18 protein-coding genes are annotated in these 13,737 nt (G+C 44.4%); 14 read left to right on the top strand and 4 right to left on the bottom strand.

Going from position 1 to position 13,737, the window contains the following annotated elements:
- Positions 1 to 37 precede the first annotated feature (37 nt).
- Positions 38 to 535, top strand: coding sequence for a GNAT family N-acetyltransferase (locus tag G4V62_RS05150; protein ID WP_165199900.1), 498 nt, complete (start codon positions 38 to 40; stop codon positions 533 to 535).
- The gene (locus G4V62_RS05145; protein WP_165199898.1) at positions 532 to 1,686 is read left to right on the top strand and encodes a GNAT family N-acetyltransferase; all 1,155 of its coding nucleotides are present in this window, start codon (positions 532 to 534) and stop codon (positions 1,684 to 1,686) included. Before G4V62_RS05150 ends, G4V62_RS05145 begins: the two co-directional genes overlap by 4 nt.
- 118 nt (positions 1,687 to 1,804) lie before the next feature.
- On the opposite strand, the gene G4V62_RS05140 is transcribed toward G4V62_RS05145, so the two are convergent.
- Entirely contained in the window at positions 1,805 to 2,167 is a 363-nt protein-coding gene (locus tag G4V62_RS05140; protein WP_165199896.1) for a YugN family protein, read from the bottom strand.
- A 124-nt stretch (positions 2,168 to 2,291) separates the two neighbouring features.
- On the opposite strand from G4V62_RS05140, the gene G4V62_RS05135 reads away from it, so the two are divergent.
- From G4V62_RS05135 to G4V62_RS05100, 8 genes are all read left to right on the top strand, one after another.
- Positions 2,292 to 3,317 (top strand): CAP domain-containing protein, encoded by a 1,026-nt coding sequence (locus G4V62_RS05135; protein ID WP_165199894.1) that lies wholly within the window; start codon positions 2,292 to 2,294, stop codon positions 3,315 to 3,317.
- A 97-nt stretch (positions 3,318 to 3,414) separates the two neighbouring features.
- Positions 3,415 to 4,416: a Gfo/Idh/MocA family protein gene (locus G4V62_RS05130; RefSeq protein WP_165199892.1), complete on the top strand. Its 1,002-nt coding sequence runs from the start codon at positions 3,415 to 3,417 to the stop codon at positions 4,414 to 4,416.
- Positions 4,416 to 5,393: a Gfo/Idh/MocA family protein gene (locus G4V62_RS05125; protein ID WP_165200060.1), complete on the top strand. Its 978-nt coding sequence runs from the start codon at positions 4,416 to 4,418 to the stop codon at positions 5,391 to 5,393. The genes G4V62_RS05130 and G4V62_RS05125 overlap by 1 nt, the downstream gene beginning before the upstream one ends.
- A 156-nt stretch (positions 5,394 to 5,549) precedes the next feature.
- Positions 5,550 to 5,924 (top strand): spore coat protein YlbD, encoded by a 375-nt coding sequence (ylbD, locus tag G4V62_RS05120; protein ID WP_165199890.1) that lies wholly within the window; start codon positions 5,550 to 5,552, stop codon positions 5,922 to 5,924.
- A 3-nt stretch (positions 5,925 to 5,927) separates the two neighbouring features.
- Positions 5,928 to 6,170: a YlbE-like family protein gene (locus G4V62_RS05115; protein WP_165199888.1), complete on the top strand. Its 243-nt coding sequence runs from the start codon at positions 5,928 to 5,930 to the stop codon at positions 6,168 to 6,170.
- Between the two features lie 96 nt (positions 6,171 to 6,266).
- Positions 6,267 to 6,629: a hypothetical protein gene (locus G4V62_RS05110; RefSeq protein ID WP_165199886.1), complete on the top strand. Its 363-nt coding sequence runs from the start codon at positions 6,267 to 6,269 to the stop codon at positions 6,627 to 6,629.
- 27 nt (positions 6,630 to 6,656) lie between these two features.
- Positions 6,657 to 7,106, top strand: coding sequence for a YlbF/YmcA family competence regulator (locus tag G4V62_RS05105; RefSeq protein ID WP_165199884.1), 450 nt, complete (start codon positions 6,657 to 6,659; stop codon positions 7,104 to 7,106).
- Positions 7,107 to 7,109: 3 nt separating this feature from the next.
- Positions 7,110 to 7,421 (top strand): YlbG family protein, encoded by a 312-nt coding sequence (locus G4V62_RS05100; RefSeq protein ID WP_312855430.1) that lies wholly within the window; start codon positions 7,110 to 7,112, stop codon positions 7,419 to 7,421.
- A gap of 65 nt (positions 7,422 to 7,486) precedes the next feature.
- On the opposite strand, the gene G4V62_RS05095 is transcribed toward G4V62_RS05100, so the two are convergent.
- Entirely contained in the window at positions 7,487 to 7,885 is a 399-nt protein-coding gene (locus tag G4V62_RS05095; protein WP_165199880.1) for a DUF7147 family protein, read from the bottom strand.
- Between the two features lie 544 nt (positions 7,886 to 8,429).
- Here G4V62_RS05095 and rsmD point away from each other — a divergent pair.
- Both rsmD and coaD read left to right on the top strand, forming a co-directional pair.
- Positions 8,430 to 9,002, top strand: coding sequence for a 16S rRNA (guanine(966)-N(2))-methyltransferase RsmD (rsmD, locus tag G4V62_RS05090; RefSeq protein ID WP_165199878.1), 573 nt, complete (start codon positions 8,430 to 8,432; stop codon positions 9,000 to 9,002).
- Positions 8,995 to 9,477 (top strand): pantetheine-phosphate adenylyltransferase, encoded by a 483-nt coding sequence (gene coaD, locus G4V62_RS05085; RefSeq protein ID WP_165199876.1) that lies wholly within the window; start codon positions 8,995 to 8,997, stop codon positions 9,475 to 9,477. The genes rsmD and coaD overlap by 8 nt, the downstream gene beginning before the upstream one ends.
- On the opposite strand, the gene spoVV is transcribed toward coaD, so the two are convergent.
- Positions 9,467 to 10,657, bottom strand: coding sequence for a dipicolinic acid transporter SpoVV (gene spoVV, locus G4V62_RS05080; protein ID WP_165199874.1), 1,191 nt, complete (start codon positions 10,655 to 10,657; stop codon positions 9,467 to 9,469). The genes coaD and spoVV overlap by 11 nt on opposite strands.
- A 99-nt stretch (positions 10,658 to 10,756) precedes the next feature.
- On the opposite strand from spoVV, the gene G4V62_RS05075 reads away from it, so the two are divergent.
- Positions 10,757 to 11,797, top strand: a complete 1,041-nt coding sequence (locus tag G4V62_RS05075) for a SepM family pheromone-processing serine protease (protein ID WP_165199872.1) — start codon at positions 10,757 to 10,759, stop codon at positions 11,795 to 11,797.
- A gap of 3 nt (positions 11,798 to 11,800) precedes the next feature.
- Here the strand turns inward: G4V62_RS05075 and G4V62_RS05070 are convergent, their stop codons facing one another.
- Complete coding sequence (locus G4V62_RS05070) at positions 11,801 to 13,027, bottom strand: nucleotidyltransferase (RefSeq protein WP_165199870.1); 1,227 nt, start codon at positions 13,025 to 13,027, stop codon at positions 11,801 to 11,803.
- Between the two features lie 150 nt (positions 13,028 to 13,177).
- On the opposite strand from G4V62_RS05070, the gene G4V62_RS05065 reads away from it, so the two are divergent.
- Positions 13,178 to 13,714, top strand: a complete 537-nt coding sequence (locus G4V62_RS05065; protein ID WP_165199868.1) for a YceD family protein — start codon at positions 13,178 to 13,180, stop codon at positions 13,712 to 13,714.
- Positions 13,715 to 13,737 lie beyond the last annotated feature (23 nt).

Raw genomic sequence — 13,737 nt, 5'->3', positions numbered from 1 at the left:
TGTCACTAGCTCATTGATCGGGGATGGGGGGAAGAAAATGATGGATCAACGACTGCACACAGAACTCCTTGTGCTGTTGCCGTGCTCTGTGCATTTTGCAAAAAGCATTGCTCTATATATGGATGAATTGCGCGCACGGTCTCCTGTGAAAATTCCCGATGCTTGGCCTTCTGATCGGGTCAAAATGTTTTTACCGTTTTATTTAGAAGCGAAGGAAGCTGGTGACGATACACCGTTTTTTTGGGTCATTATTTCTTTAGAGGATGTAGAGATCATCGGTGAGGTCATATTAAAGCCACGAAGACAAAAACGTGAGCTGGAGCTTTCCTATCAAATCGAGTCAACACATCGTTTGCAAGGCTACGGTTTTGAAGCAGTGAACGCTGTCTGTGAGTGGGCAAGAGGGTCGGACCTGAAGAAAATCGTGGCTGAGACGGCATTAGGGAATATTGCCTCTGAGCGTTTACTACAAAGAGTCGGGCTCGTAGAACAAGGAATCGAACACGAATTTAAACAATGGGAGCTGGTTAAATGAAGCAAGGCATTCATCAACTGACGAAAGAAGATGTGAAAGCAGCAATCGAATTATCACAATACGCATTTCAAAGAGTGCTTTCTACGGAAGAGTATAACAAAAGGATGGAGACGCCTCCGGAGGAGTTTTTTGGCTACTTCTCAGACGGACAACTTGCTTCAAAGCTTAGAATAAGGCCGATGCATGTCTATATGAAAGATACCTTAGTCAAGATGGGCGGGGTGAGTAACGTAGCAACTTGGCCAGAGTATCGACGGCAGCGTCACGTTGCCAAGCTTTTTGCAAAGGCGTTCGAAGCGATGAGAGATCACGGGCAGTTGGTTTCTTTTTTAGCCCCGTTCTCATTTGCGTTTTATCGTAGATTAGGTTATGAGACTTTGATGACACGTAAGCGATATACGTTCACGAATGAGGATCTTCAATTTCGCCCATTTGAGACAAGCCTTCGACTTGAACGCATGTCCAAACAAAATCAGCATCGTTTAGCTCCGGTTTATGAACAGTTTGCAAAAAAGTTTCAAAATATGCTTTTTCGGACAGATGATTGGTGGTCTGAGATTCTAGAGTCTGAGGCAGCGAAACACGGCTATTTAGCGATTGATGAGAGTGGGCAATGTCAGGGGTACATGCTGTTTTCTATGATGGATCGCCAATTACACGTCCGAGACTTTATATTTTTAACTGAGGAAGCGAAAAAGACGCTGTGGAACGTGTTTAAACAGCACGATTCAATGGCTGATCAGCTCACAGTCGTCATGCCCGAAGTTGACCAAAGTTCATTATTATATCGCCAACAGGCGTTCAAGCAAACTTTAGAGCCTTATTTTATGGGAAGAATTGTCGATGTGCTCCCTTTTTTACGTATGTATCCTTTTCAACAGGTTGAAAAGCCATTGACCATTGCGGTTAAAGATCATTGGGCGCCATGGAATGAAGCCACATATACATTGCAGCCTGGCGGCGATGTTGATATGACGGATGATGAGGCTGACATCGTTTGTGACATTCAATCACTCTCGGCCATTTTTCTTTCCGGCGTCTCACCAGTTGCGCTGGGTGAATCAGAATGGCTACAAGCTTCTCCTGCAACCTTAACACGACTTGAAAGTATCCTCACACTTGCACCAAGTTATCTCATTGATGGGTATTAAACTGTACTAGACATCAAAAACGATAAGATAGCTATGAAGAGCCATCTTATCGTTTTTTGACAACCGTTCACAAACTCGTCGTCTGCTCGACTTTTACGTGAGTTTTCAAGCTTCCTGTTTATGCGGTTGCTTCATTGACTCGATCGGTGACGAGTTGCAATTTTTCTTTTGAATGCTTTACGATGCCATCAGCAAAATCTTCTCCCTCATACTCGACGCCATGAGGATAATAATGTCTGCCGAGATACGGTGTAAGTATTTCAATGATTGCGTTCCCTTTATCTACGTCACCTTCAGTCGCAAAGCCTTGCAATCTGAGATAATACACATTGCCGGTCATCATTTCCTCAAATTTGTAATCATATGTCACTCGTTCATAGTCCCATTGACCGGCACGGATAAAGCCGATATCATCCATGATTCCGTCAAGAATTGGTAGAGGAACGCGCTTTCCCTCTAGTGAAAAATCTGTTAATTTCATTTCCGGTTTCACTCCTCGCACACTAAAGCCATATTCTTACCAATCTTATCATAGTATGTTTAACGAAAAGATGCAACGGACCATAGCTTTTTTTCGCGAGGTCTCTTTTTGGGGGGAGAATGTAATGAACCGTATTTTATGGATTGCCTTGATCATGCTCGTTCTCGTTATCATTTATGGACAAGTTCAAGATCGGCCTAGGCAAAAAGCTGAGTGGGCACCTGAGTTATCTCAACGAACACCAAACGAAAAAGCTATGAAGTATGAGGGTGTATTTTCTTTTTTAGGTCAGCCGACAAAAAAGGTCATTGGACAGCTTGGGGAACCAAAAAGCAAAGGTGCAAGTGCTTATGGCTACGAGTGGTGGGTTTATCCACGCCATGAAGCTCTGTTAATGATTGGCATAGAAAAGGAAGAAGTTGTTACTCTATTTCTGACAGGTCAATCGGCAAATACCTCTCCTTATTATTTAAATCAAACGTGGAAAGAGGCAAACGAGGCAGGGTCATTCCAAGAGCACGTTGAGCTTAAAAGTGATGGGAGTCAATATACTTTTCGTTTAACTGAGGATGAGCAACGAGCCAAGCCTCTAATTCAAGTGAATGAAAACTATGTCCAACTTTACTTTGATACTGTTAAAGACTCCGTTTCTAGTATACGCGTCTTAAATCAAGATGTATTATTAAGGCAAAAGCCGTATCACTTAACGTATCGTGGAAAGCTCCCTCAAGAAGTGGAAAAATCGCCAGAGACAGATGAACAAATCGATCGAGCGAATGAGCAACTTATCTTTGAAATGACCAATGAAATAAGGAAGCGCTTTAATCTCTCTCTCCTCGAATGGGATGAAGATGTTGCTCAAGTAGCCAAACAGCATAGCCATGACATGTTTAAGAACAATTATTTTTCGCATGTCTCACCGGATGCTGGAGATTTAGGACAAAGAATGGCTGCAGGGGAGGTCACGTATCAGCTCGCAGGCGAAAATATTGCCACTCAATATGTTGATGGTATGGCAGCTGTAGAGGGTTGGTTAAACAGCCCTAGTCATCGCAAGACCCTTCTAAACGATGAATTCGATAAGCTTGGTGTCGGTGTTACGGAGAAATATTATACGCAAAATTTTTTGCAAGATTGGTCGTTTTGGTAACCGCTGAAAAAAATTTTCGATTAATAGACGGTGATAGGAGGATAAGTGCAAGAATTGTCGAATTGAATTACTGGATAGTATGAAAGGAGGAGTCATGTTGAAAGTAGCAATTGTAGGCGCTGGAACAATGGGAAAAGTGCATGCTGATGCATACACGAAAATGGAAGGCGTTACCCTTGCAGGCATCGTTGATACTGACGAGAAGCAAAGAGAAACGGCCTCTGTTTTTCAAGTGCCTTTATACGCATCGTTTGAGGAAATGCTAGAAAAAGAAGCACCCGATGTGATCGACGTATGTGTTCCTACTGATCGCCATGCAGAATATGTGAAAAAAGCAGCGGAGGCCAAAAAGCACGTCATTTGTGAAAAGCCAATCGCTCGCACTGTACAAGAAGCAGAAGAAATGATTGCAACGTGTGAAAAAGCAGGTGTTCAGCTATTTATTGGCCAAGTTGTGCGCTTTTTCCCTGAATTTAGTCAGGCAAAACAGCTTGTAGAGAATGGAAAAATTGGCACGCCAGGAACGGCTCGACTTAAACGAGCAGGAACATTTCCACGAGCTCATGAAAATTGGTATGCGGATGATGCGAGAAGCGGCTCCGTGTTTTTGGATTTATGTATACATGACATTGATTACGTTTGCTGGTTGTTTGGCGACGTAGCTCGTGTCTATGCGAAAGGCTTTAAAAATGATGAAGGATCAGCATATGTTCACGGAGTTATTTCTTTACGGTTTGCCAATGGAGTGATTGGGCACATCGAAGGGTCATGGGCGTACGCTGAAGGGTTTATGACTGAGTTTGAATTAGCTGGTACAAAAGGCATTGTCCGCCATAAAAGTACAGACGCGATGCCGCTCGAACAGTCATTTAAGGCGTCTGAAGAAAACGCTTCCCAAACGAATGTGCAAGTCCCTGCTAGTCCTACAGAAAAGAATCCGTACGAAATCGAGCTTCGTCATTTTATGGACTGCCTGCAGCACGGTACAGAGCCTATCGTGACGCCGCAAGATGCTTTAATCGCGTTAAAGGTTGGACTAGCTGCTAGGGAATCCATTGAAACCAATCAAGTGGTGACATTGGGAGGAGGTACAGCATGATTAGAGTCGGTATGATTAGTTTTGCTCACTTGCATGCCCATGCGTATGCTCAAGCGTTAAAAAATCATCCAGCTGTCACATTGGTCGGAATTCATGATAAAGATGCCGACCGAGGTGAGCAGGTCGCAAACACGTATGGGACGACGTATCAGCCATCAATGGAGGCACTACTTGATGATGTTGAAGCGGTCGTCATTTGTACAGAAAACGTTTATCATAAGGAAGCTGTGCTCGCTGCGGCTGCCAAAGGTGTACATAGCTTGTGTGAAAAGCCGATCGCAACAAGTGTTCAAGACGCTGAAGAAATGATTGAAGCATGTGAGAAAGCAGGTGTCATTTTACAAACCGCGTTTCCTGTTCGGTTTAACCCGCCTGTCCAACAGTTAAAGGGGTTAATTGACAGTGGAGGGCTTGGTGATATTCGAGCGATCCACGGAACGAATCGGGGAACAAACCCTGGTGGATGGTTTATCGATCCTGCGCTTTCAGGTGGCGGCGCGGTATTAGACCATACGGTGCACGTCGTTGACTTAATGCGTTGGTTTTTACAAAGTGAGGTTGCTGAAGTGTATGCAGAGGTTGGTTCGTCCTTTGGCACGACGACAGCAGACGATTGTGGCTTGTTAACGTTCTCATTTCAAAATGGAACGATTGCAACGCTCGACCCGAGCTGGTCACGGAACAAACAGTTCCCGACTTGGGGAGACGTCACGATGGATGTGATCGGCTCAAAAGGCGTGACCCGCCTCGATGCTTTCAAGCAAAATATGTTGCTTTTTAGTGATGAGGGGAAAGCAGTACAAGAACAATTTTGGGGTGACGACCACGATAACGGGCTCGTCCAGGATTTTATTGAAAGCGTTCAAATGAACCGTCCTCCAAGCATTACTGGCCTTGATGGCTTAAAGGCGATGCAGGTTGGTCTGGCCGCATATGAATCTTTCCAGAAGAAGCAGCCGGTCTCTATTAAACATTAAGCATTTACGCAAAGAAAGACTGTCTCACTCGTCGCACGGGTGGGCAGTCTTTTTTGTTGTAAAAAAACAAATGAAAAAAGATGAGCGATCTTATGCACATTTCAAGGCATAGGCGGATAAGATAAAGCAAGAACCTAGGAGAAAGAGGGGATTGCTTTGCCTTCAAAAGAAGAAACGCTTCATGCTTTCAAAACATTTGTAAAAGCTCACCCCGGTTTAGGAGAAGAAGTCAAACGAAACAAAAGAACGTGGCAGCATATATTCGAAGACTGGTATTTATTAGGCGAAGATGATGAACAATGGGCGCAATATACGAAAGCGACGAAAAAAGAGCAGCAGGATGTGATGAAGCAGGCAATGGATTTTTTGAAGAACATGGATGCTGAAGATATTCAGAAAAAAATTTCGTCAGTCAGTACGGCGATTGAGAACATTCAACAAGTATTAAAACAATTTCAAGGAAGTCAAAGTCAGGCTCTTCCTAGGCAGCAAAACAATCGTGCGTTTGAGCGCACGCATGGACGAGATTAACGAATGCGCCCTGAGCTATCTACGTGGCTTCAGCAGCATCCAGACTTGTCTTTTTATTTGCATACGCATCCAGAATGGTATATCACGTTACGTCGCACGCCTGATCAGTGGCCGGCGTTTAAAAAAGCAGCGGATGAGTTTTTTGAACGGACGTGGCCGCATAAGCTTCAGCAAATCCATGAGCGTCTCGGAATGGCCTCGATGCTCTTTATGCTCATGCAAGAGGATCAAGACCGTGGGTCATAGCCAACATATGTCTGGCAGAGGCCATTTTTTTATGTCTACCGCATGGTTGATCCAAAATGTACATATGATAATAGGACGAGGAGGTGCTTTGAAAAGGTGAGACGATGTTTTGACGTATTTGTTGCGGTCACGAGTCTTTTGCTCTTTACACTTATCCCTATGTCAAATGTACAAGCTTCATTTACGGCGACGTGGTTTATTGAAGGGAATCACATCTATATTGAAACATATCTTAAAAATCATGCTTACCGAAGCACGCATGCGGAGCATAAGCGGACATCCCCGGGCAAAGTGATGGTCAGTGTAGACGGGGACCTCGTCGATACGTTTGAAAGTGGCGCTTTTATTTTGACGAATGTAGCGCCGGGACGTCATGATATAGAGCTGACGCTTGTTCCAACAGACATAACCCCTTATAATGAGAAAGAGTCTTTTACTGTGTTGGTTCCCCACGCCTAAATTATGAAGTTTCGCGGAGGTGGAAAGATGTTAGCTACTATGGAAGCTGTCAGCGTTCTTGACCGTGTGGACAGTTTTACCAATATCCTCATTCAATCCGAGTGCGCCATCGCTTATCGGGAGGCGAAGACTCAAATGGACAACGATCCTGAAGCCCAAAAGCTCATTCGGTCATTTCAGGATTTAAAGGAGCGTTATGAAGAAGTTCAGCGTTTCGGTCACTATCATCCAGACTATAAAACAGTGATGAAGCAAATGAGGGACTTGAAGCGTGAATTAGATACACATCCGAGCATAGCTCGATATAAACAATGTGAGGATAATTTGCAGTCTTTATTGACTGAAATTGCGCAGGCCATCGGTGGCGCTGTTTCGGAACAAATTAAAATACCTACTGGGAACCCGTTTTTTGACAATGCCAGCTCATGTAGTGGCGGTTGTGGAAGCGGAGGCAGCTGCGGCTGCAAAACGTCGTAACCGATGAGGGACGGTATGCATTTAAGTGAACGCCAAGGTATCATAGTTTGGATGCACACATTAAAGCAGATTAGGCTTCTAAAAAAATTCGGACACGTCATGTACGTTTCGAAAAAATTGAGGTACGCAATTATTTACTGTAACAAAGACGAAGCAGAAAATCTGATGGAAAAGTTAGCACGCTTGCAATTTGTCAAAAGTATCGAGCCTTCCTACCGAGCTGATGTTCGTTCTGACTTTACAAAGTTGACAAAAGCAGAGCTTGATCAGCATCAAAAGGAACCTATGCTTGATATACAAGCGACGTCAGTTTAATGCGAAAAGGCTCTTTTTTACCCTATGTGTCTTGCATAGAGGATAAAAAGAGCCTTTTCGTCTGTTTATGACCAGGCAAGCTGATCTGTTTCAAGCATTCGGTTCACTTTTAAAGCCCCGAGCAGGTAGGCATCGTATTGGGCTAAATCATAAAATGCATCACTTTTTTTCACTTCAAGCTCAATCGTCGGAAGCCCGAGGTCTTCAGCCAAGCGCTTAAAGTCGGCAAATCGCTTGGAAGACAGAGAACGAATACCTTCACGACAGATGTAAACAGGTTGAAAACGGGCGCCTGATGCTGGCGCTAAAATCATTGCCAAAGAGTAATAAGGATTGCTTTCCTCAGGGGTTGTGGCTGTTAAGGTGAGGAAGTGGCGGAGCCGTTGTCTGTTCGTACGGGCGACTTCTAGTAATTCGTATACATCATTGTATCCTTCACCTAGATGAATCACTTTATAATTCATAAGGTCCTCTCCTTGCTTTTTCAACATCTACTTTTCAATGTACCATGATTTAGTGAGAAACAAAAGATATCTCGGATAAGCTTGTTGCCAAGCTGTTCTTTAAGCCTTTTGTTTCACGTATGCACAATGTCTGAAGCGCTATCATGTGTCTTCGCTTAATTTTACGTGGCAAATGGTTCAGGTGGATAATAAATAATTTAAAAATCAGAGCTCTCACCGTTGTTTTTTTGACAAGATAAGGCTGTTTTGAAGCTAAAAAAAAGCCCTGTACATTTGTGTGCAGGGCTCTTTTCCAAAGAGAAGCAAGGCCTCTCTTAGAAAAGAATAAGGGAGAGGAGAAACCGTAGAAGAACTTATGGGGAAATGTAAGCCTTCGTTACGGTTGGCAACAACATCATATAATGTTGTTCATCTGTAAGCATACCCGCATCTGCTGGTTTATATACATTTCTCCTTAGTGGTGCCTATAGTGTAAATATGGTAGGATTAAAGTCGGTTTTATGTGATTCGTGTATCATTTAACGGAAAAGAAAGGTCTGGTTTTATGAGAATCATTGCGGGGTCGGCGAAAGGCCACCCATTAAAAACGATGAGTGGGCAAAATACACGCCCTACATCAGATAAGGTGAAGGAGTCGCTTTTTCAAATGATTGGGCCTTTCTTTCATGGGGGTACCGTCCTCGATTTATTTGGCGGAAGCGGCTCACTTGGTATAGAGGCTCTCAGTCGCGGTATGGACCAGGCTGTTTTTGTCGATAAGTCGGCACAGGCAGTTCATGTGATTCAGCAAAACCTTGAAAAATGTCATTTTGCCGATCAGGCAACGGTGTACCGCAGCGATGCTTTGAAAGCGCTGGCGATGTTAGCGAAAAAAGACGTCCGTTTTGACTTAGTTTTTCTCGATCCACCGTATGCATTAACCATCTTGCCAAAACTACTTCAGGTCATCGATACTCATCAACTTCTTTTACCGAAAGGACTGATTGTCGCGGAACATGATCAGTCCGTAGAACTGCCAGAAGCTTTGGACACGTTTACAGCCTTCCGCAAGCAAACTTATGGCAGCCAAACACAAATGACTCTTTATGAGGCAAAGGAGATGCACTCCAATGGATAAAATTGCAGTTTGTCCTGGCAGTTTTGACCCTGTGACCTACGGACATCTAGACATCATTCAGCGAGGGACTAAAGTGTTTGATCATATTTATGTCGCGGTTTTAAATAATCAATCGAAGCAGCCTTTATTTTCAGTAGATGAACGGCTTGAGCTACTCCGTGAAGCGACAGACGCCTTTGCCAATGTGTCGATCGAGCAGCACGGAGGCCTCTTGACGGATTACGCAAAGCAAAAGAATGCACAAGTCATTTTGCGAGGACTTCGTGCTGTATCCGATTTTGAATATGAAATGAAGATTGCGACAGCAAATAAAATGCTTGCTGAGGATGTCGAAACCTTTTTTATGATGACGAATAGCCAATATTCATTTTTAAGCTCCAGCACGGTTAAAGAGATTGCGCAGTATGGCGCAAATGTTGATCAGCTTGTTCCGCAGAACGTATCAGAGGCATTGAAGGCGAAGTTTAGCCGTTAAATACTCTGTTTGCGCGGGCGTATGACCAACAATAGACAAGTAGCATGACGATCGTAAACAAAGGTCCCCACTCAAACAAATGATGAACACTCTTGTCTATCGTGAAGCTATTGTCAGCTATAGCAACCGTCGTTTTTGGGTAGGGTTCTGCCAGGTTGAAGATGGCTAATGCCAGCGCGGCAGAAATTAACCCGTGCATGAATCTTGCTGCTAAAAAAGGGGTATAACGGATATTCGCTTTTGCTAAAATGGAGGCGACCTGTGCATGGACGGATAAGCCACTGAACGCTAAAATGAAACTTACAACGATAATCTGGTACTGGAGCTCGACAGTTGTCTCACTGACGAGTTGTGCTCCGAGAGTAATTTCAAATATCCCAGAAACGATACTCTTGCTCAGCTCTGGCGGAAGAAACAGAAGTTCTAGTATAAGTGCAACAATTGAACTAGCGGTTGTCGCGATGTGAAGAACAGACAATAGTTCATTGAGTACGGAAAATAAAATAATAAATCCACCGATCATTAATAACGTTTGTACAGAAGTAATGACGGCATCTCCTAGGAGCGCCCCTAAAGGTTTATATTGTTTAATCCGATGATTGTGGAGAGACCGAAATGCCTCACGTAAAGAAGGCCATTTGAATTCAAACGGTTTAGCGTCTTCTGCTTTATAAAAGCGCATAATCAAGCCGACAAAGAAATTCCCTCCATAGTGCGCCGCTGCAAGGATGATCCCTAACGCAGGCTCATGAAAAAACCCGACCGCTACAGCACCAATGATAAACAGTGGGTTTGATGCATTTGTAAAGGAAACGAGTCTTTCCGCTTCTGTTTGAGTGAGGAGGTTTTCTTGACGAAGCTCAGTTGTCATTTTGGCACCAGAGGGAAAACCAGATGCCATACTCATTGCCCAGACGACACCTCCTGAGCCAGGTACTTTAAATAAAGGACGCATAAACGGCTCGAATAACACACTGAAAAACTGTACGACACCGATCGAGACCATGACGTTAGACATAATAAAAAAAGGTAATAAAGAAGGAAAGACCGTTCCCCACCATATGTCGAGCCCGCGTGCTGAGGCGGTCACAGCTTCTTTAGGAAAAGTGATAAGAGCCATGACTAAGGTGATGACAGCGAATGAGAGCAATGCAGTAAAAGTTTTCGTTTTTGAGAACATCTTTCGCCTCCGTGCAAACAGGGTGAACTCCTTGTCCCTCATATATATATGAGAAAGGCGCACATTATACTTATCTGTTTTACTGAGAGGAGACGTGCCATGGAAAGGTCGGACAACCGCCGTATATCAAAACATAAGCTGTGGATTACTCTTGGCGTTATTGTTGTGGCGTTGCTTTATTTTATCCGTTTGCCATTCTACTTAACGATGCCAGGTCACGCCATCACGATTAGTCCAATGGTTGAAGTCGGTGCGGATGAAGATGTGAAGCAAGGAGAATTAATGCTCACAACGATATCAATGAGTCGCAATGAGACCAATCTCGTTGAATATGCCTTAGGGAGCTTTAAAGATTATTGGGAGCTCTATCCTGCCGAAGAACTTCGGATGGACGGGGAATCTGATGAAGAATATAACCAGCGGCAGCTATTGTTAATGGAAAACTCTAAAGAAAAGGCGACCTATGCAGCTTTTACGGCTGCTGGCCAACCTGTCGAACGAATTTTAGAAGATGCGTTGATTAGCTACATAAAACCTGGCGCTCCTGCAGAAAAGCATTTAGCGATTGGGGATAATGTCAAGGCCATCGAAGGCGAGCCCGTCAATGATGAGACTGATTTATCAAACGCAGTAACCGCTCTTGGGGAAGGTGATCGCATTCGCTTAACGATCGAACGCGATGGGCGAGAGAGGAACGTCGAAGTGCCAATTACGAAAGGTGTCCTTAATGACGTGGAAAAGCCAATGATTGGTGTCGGCTTAACGATGAACTACAGTGTCACAAGTGATCCCGAGGTCGTGATTAAAAGTGAGGAAATCGGTGGGCCCTCAGCCGGCCTCATGTTTTCTTTAGAAATATACAGCCGGCTTGTCGATCAGGATATTACACGAGGACGCTCGATTGCTGGCACGGGAACGATCGATTTTGCCGGAAGTGTTGGCGCCATTGGCGGGATTAAGCAAAAAGTCGTCGCGGCTGATAATGCAGGGGCGGATGTGTTTTTTGCACCGCGATCGGGAGATAATTTCAAGGACGCCGATGCCACCGCTAAAGATATTCAGACCGCGATGACAATCGTTCCGGTGGACACTTTAGAAGATGCCATTCATTACCTGGAAGCTTTAGAGCCTGTGGCATAACGTTTACGGTGTTTTCATGAGCGGAATCCGATTAATTTCCTCCCGAATCCGAATGGTTTGCTCAGGGCTTGGCAGACAGAGCGCATGTACTATAGCTGCTTGTTCGGAAAACACTTGGTGGTGGCATTGGGCTTCCTTCCAGCGGGTTTGAAGGGTAAAGTCATCGTTTTTGTTCGCTTCGCGTAAAAACTTTTGCCCGATTTCTGAAAATCCAAGCAGTCGTGCGGCTTGTGGCAAATGTTCTAATGGTGAGCGCGCAATCGGCTTCATCGACTCTTTCAGTGCGCCAGTCAAAAGGTGTGTCAATGCGCGCTGGAGTCGTGTTCGCGTGTACCTTTTCGTTTTGACAGCCTCCAGCAGTGCTTGAAATGAGCCAGAAGTAAAACGGTATTTACGAAAACGGTGTTCGAGTCCTTCTTCCATTTCGTATACTTCTTGTAAACGTGCAGCTGTTGCCGTATTAAGCTGGTGCTGTAACATTGGAAAATAATCTTCCCAATGATGTAGCTTCGAGTATGTCTCTATGTAGTTGTTCATAATTGTAGCTGTTGACGGTGGTAGCGCTTGTAAGATGTCTGCAGACAATGTGCCTTGTGAAAAAAATGCTTCTCTAATCGCGGTTGCACTCGCTATGGACCCTGCCATTTCCGTATCGTGGTAGTCGGCATGCTTTCGCGCGATCGTTAAAGGTTTCATTGTTGACTTCAGGGTGTAAAGGGCATTGACATAGTGAAAGCCTAAGCTGTTATTCGGCTTGGAAAGGTCTAACTGTTCACCTGAGACGAGCTCTTGAAAAGCTCTTTGGGTTGCGGCTGGATAGGAAATTCCCTCTGCGACCGCTTGGCGAGTAAGCGCATCGTATTCTTCACGCTTAAATTGTATTGTTTGTACCGCGTTGTTAAACAAATCAAGGTTGCCAGACTCACTTCCGAAACAGATCGCATCACAGCCTATATTGTCTAGGATGGAGATGGCCCCAAGTGCAAAAAGGTCAGCGCGTTGGACGGCAAACGTATAAGGGAGCTCGATGACGACATCAACTCCAGCAGCAAGTGCCATTTGTGTACGCTCCCAACGGGGAAGTAAAGCAGGTTCACCTCGCTGTAAAAAGCTTCCGCTCATGACAGCGACTACGACTTCAGCGCCGCTCGCTCGTTTGCTTTCATGCAAATGGTAGAGGTGTCCATTGTGAAAAGGGTTGTATTCAACAACGAGTCCAACGGATTTCATACATGGCCTCCTTTTGGGAATGAATTGCAGGACAAAGCTTTCTATGCTAGAGTACCGATAAGCTACACATCATTATAGACATCTACGAGAACGTTGACAAACTCGGACGTTGACGATTATAATAATCCTTGTGCTTTGGAGGGAAATAGCGTGAAATGGCATTTCAATGAATTGGGTGGACATCAGGATGACATGTTTTCATTTTCTGAGGACACCCAAGTAAAAGAGCTTTTGCAAAAGCGGTCTAGCGATATTCGTGACGCCTCACCTTTCCATGTGAAGGGATATGGTTATCGGTCAGGTAATAGGTATGTATTTCATTTGAAAATGAAAGGGACGCTTGTGCTCCCATGCGCGCGAACGTTATTGGATGTAGAGTTTCCACTTTCTTTTTCATCGACAGAAATATTCGCCCTAGAGAATGAAACCTCTGATTATGATGAAGATTGGGATGATGACCTTCATCCTGTCATCGATGGATTTATCGACCTTACCCCCTATGTCATTGAAAGAATCTTACTACAGATTCCAATGAAAGTGTATAAGGAAGACATACCGGAACAGAGCCCAGCTCCGCAAAAAGGCGAGGACTGGGAGGTCGTAACTGAGGAATTGAAAAAGTCTGATGTCGATCCACGTCTTGCCTCTTTGCAGCGCTTTTTTGACAAAGATGATGAGAATGCATAAGTTGATTGAAGGAGGTGTTAGAG

Origin of the sequence: Litoribacterium kuwaitense (assembly GCF_011058155.1) — a bacterium.
Classification (GTDB): Bacteria; Bacillota; Bacilli; order Bacillales; family DSM-28697; genus Litoribacterium; species Litoribacterium kuwaitense.
This window is presented reverse-complemented; position numbering and strand designations above follow the sequence as displayed.

Excerpts from the sequence above, each read along its gene's own strand:
- G4V62_RS05150 (WP_165199900.1), top strand. The coding sequence starts at position 38 with ATGATGGATCAACGACTGCACACAGAACTCCTTGTGCTGTTGCCGTGC.
- G4V62_RS05145 (WP_165199898.1), top strand. The coding sequence starts at position 532 with ATGAAGCAAGGCATTCATCAACTGACGAAAGAAGATGTGAAAGCAGCA.
- G4V62_RS05140 (WP_165199896.1), bottom strand. The coding sequence starts at position 2,167 with ATGAAATTAACAGATTTTTCACTAGAGGGAAAGCGCGTTCCTCTACCA.
- G4V62_RS05135 (WP_165199894.1), top strand. The coding sequence starts at position 2,292 with ATGAACCGTATTTTATGGATTGCCTTGATCATGCTCGTTCTCGTTATC.
- G4V62_RS05115 (WP_165199888.1), top strand. The coding sequence starts at position 5,928 with ATGCGCCCTGAGCTATCTACGTGGCTTCAGCAGCATCCAGACTTGTCT.
- G4V62_RS05105 (WP_165199884.1), top strand. The coding sequence starts at position 6,657 with ATGTTAGCTACTATGGAAGCTGTCAGCGTTCTTGACCGTGTGGACAGT.
- G4V62_RS05100 (WP_312855430.1), top strand. The coding sequence starts at position 7,110 with ATGAGGGACGGTATGCATTTAAGTGAACGCCAAGGTATCATAGTTTGG.
- G4V62_RS05095 (WP_165199880.1), bottom strand. The coding sequence starts at position 7,885 with ATGAATTATAAAGTGATTCATCTAGGTGAAGGATACAATGATGTATAC.
- rsmD (WP_165199878.1), top strand. The coding sequence starts at position 8,430 with ATGAGAATCATTGCGGGGTCGGCGAAAGGCCACCCATTAAAAACGATG.
- coaD (WP_165199876.1), top strand. The coding sequence starts at position 8,995 with ATGGATAAAATTGCAGTTTGTCCTGGCAGTTTTGACCCTGTGACCTAC.
- spoVV (WP_165199874.1), bottom strand. The coding sequence starts at position 10,657 with ATGTTCTCAAAAACGAAAACTTTTACTGCATTGCTCTCATTCGCTGTC.
- G4V62_RS05075 (WP_165199872.1), top strand. The coding sequence starts at position 10,757 with ATGGAAAGGTCGGACAACCGCCGTATATCAAAACATAAGCTGTGGATT.
- G4V62_RS05070 (WP_165199870.1), bottom strand. The coding sequence starts at position 13,027 with ATGAAATCCGTTGGACTCGTTGTTGAATACAACCCTTTTCACAATGGA.